A 1,570-nucleotide genomic window follows, 5' to 3' on the forward strand; every position below is an offset into this window, starting at 1 on the left:
GATAAAGCTTTTAGAGATTTTGAAGATGATTAAAAAATCAAGACCATATCTTAATTTCTTTAAAATCTTTTGATTCTATTACAGGTTTGTTTTGTTCTAATAATTCACACTCGTATAATATATGCTCATCATAATAAACCTCATCATAATCAACATATATACTCTTAAAAGTTTCTTTATCAAACTCCCAAATGGGATGTTCTTTATTATCATATAAATTTATATTAACATCTGGCGTTTTTAATTTTTCATCTTCAGTTATTAAACTGTTATAAAAATTATAAGCCTCATCACTATCGTAAAAACCATAAGTTATAACTATTTTACCTTGAAAACTTAATAAACTCTCATAAGAAAATATGTGTTTATGAAATAAATACTCATCATATTTAAATTCTTGCCATATTTGATGTTCTTTTTTATTCATAATTAAAAATATGTAATTTTAATAATGAAATTTACATTGTACTACATAAATACAATTATTTTTAATATAATAAACAAGTCTATGTTCTTGATTTATACGCCTAGACCAATAACCATTTAAATTATGTTTTAATGGTTCAGGCTTACCCAATCCAACATAATTATGTAAAATAATATCCTTTAAAAGAATATTTATTTTATTATAAATTTCAGGTTTCTTGTTTTTAAAATACTGATATTCACTCCAAGACTTTTGAGACCATACAACTTTCATTCAATATCTATCTCTATTACTTTACCTTGTTCTATTTCTTCAATAGATTGTAACAAATTTTTAAAATTATTAGGTGTAGACATTAAATACATAGTTTCTTCAATAGAATTATAATCTTCTAAAGACATTAAAACTACTGGCTTACTTTCCTGTCTGTAAATAGTTATAGGTATATGATTTTCACAAACTTGATTCATTACATCACTAAAATTATTTCGTGCCTTAGTGTAAGATATTATTTCCATATTAAACCTTTATTTTTAAATACATGTACTTAAAAATATATATTAAAATTTAAAAGTTTTAAATTAAATTTTTTTAATTAAATCTTTTTATATAATTTTCTTGAAAAGAAACACCTATACATTTAAAAATATCAGGTATATCTTCAATTTTAAACTTTTTATCTTGAACTAATTTTACAATAGGAATTTCAACAGATTTAACTAATACATCCATTAAATCGTAATAATTCAATTCTGAAATAACACCAAATTCAGTAGAGATTGCTAATTTTTCTATTTTATATTTCTTTTTCATTAAATTCATATCTTTTTGAAACTCATTCATTTGTTTATTAAAAGTATTTACTTTATTAAAAATATTATTTAATTCTTTATTTTTCATAAGTTTAATTAAATTTTTATGTAATTATTATAATGTAATTATTATAATGTAATTTACATTATAACATATATGAATTATTTAAGCTAATATATAATGAACTTTATATTTAATAATCTTTTCATCTCTAGTAATTAAAGTTAAGTTTTCAATTATAGCTTGAGATATTAAAAGCCTGTCAAAAGGGTCATCGTGATAATTTTCTAAATTTTCAATATATAATGTATGTTTAATAGTTATGGGTAA

Annotated in this window: 5 protein-coding genes; all 5 read right to left on the reverse strand. The window is 20.6% G+C overall.

Annotated features, from left to right (window positions below):
- Positions 1-37: 37 nt before the first annotated feature.
- The 5 genes from FJ309_17575 to FJ309_17595 all read right to left on the reverse strand — a co-directional run bounded on the left by FJ309_17575 (position 38) and on the right by FJ309_17595 (position 1,564).
- The gene (locus FJ309_17575; GenBank protein MBM3956384.1) at positions 38-427 is read right to left on the reverse strand and encodes a hypothetical protein; all 390 of its coding nucleotides are present in this window, start codon (positions 425-427) and stop codon (positions 38-40) included.
- 18 nt (positions 428-445) lie between these two features.
- Complete coding sequence (locus tag FJ309_17580) at positions 446-700, reverse strand: Txe/YoeB family addiction module toxin (protein ID MBM3956385.1); 255 nt, start codon at positions 698-700, stop codon at positions 446-448.
- The gene (locus tag FJ309_17585; protein MBM3956386.1) at positions 697-945 is read right to left on the reverse strand and encodes a type II toxin-antitoxin system prevent-host-death family antitoxin; all 249 of its coding nucleotides are present in this window, start codon (positions 943-945) and stop codon (positions 697-699) included. Before FJ309_17585 ends, FJ309_17580 begins: the two co-directional genes overlap by 4 nt.
- A 73-nt stretch (positions 946-1,018) precedes the next feature.
- Entirely contained in the window at positions 1,019-1,327 is a 309-nt protein-coding gene (locus FJ309_17590) for a hypothetical protein (GenBank protein ID MBM3956387.1), read from the reverse strand.
- Between the two features lie 78 nt (positions 1,328-1,405).
- Entirely contained in the window at positions 1,406-1,564 is a 159-nt protein-coding gene (locus FJ309_17595) for a type II toxin-antitoxin system VapC family toxin (protein ID MBM3956388.1), read from the reverse strand.
- Positions 1,565-1,570 lie beyond the last annotated feature (6 nt).

It is taken from the genome of Planctomycetota bacterium (assembly GCA_016872555.1).
Classification (GTDB): domain Bacteria; phylum Planctomycetota; class Planctomycetia; order Pirellulales; family UBA1268; genus F1-20-MAGs016.

What these genes read in the sequence shown, in the direction of transcription:
- FJ309_17590 (MBM3956387.1), bottom strand. Translation starts at nt 1,327, where the DNA reads ATGAAAAATAAAGAATTAAATAATATTTTTAATAAAGTAAATACTTTT.
- FJ309_17580 (MBM3956385.1), bottom strand. Translation starts at nt 700, where the DNA reads ATGAAAGTTGTATGGTCTCAAAAGTCTTGGAGTGAATATCAGTATTTT.
- FJ309_17575 (MBM3956384.1), bottom strand. Translation starts at nt 427, where the DNA reads ATGAATAAAAAAGAACATCAAATATGGCAAGAATTTAAATATGATGAG.
- FJ309_17585 (MBM3956386.1), bottom strand. Translation starts at nt 945, where the DNA reads ATGGAAATAATATCTTACACTAAGGCACGAAATAATTTTAGTGATGTA.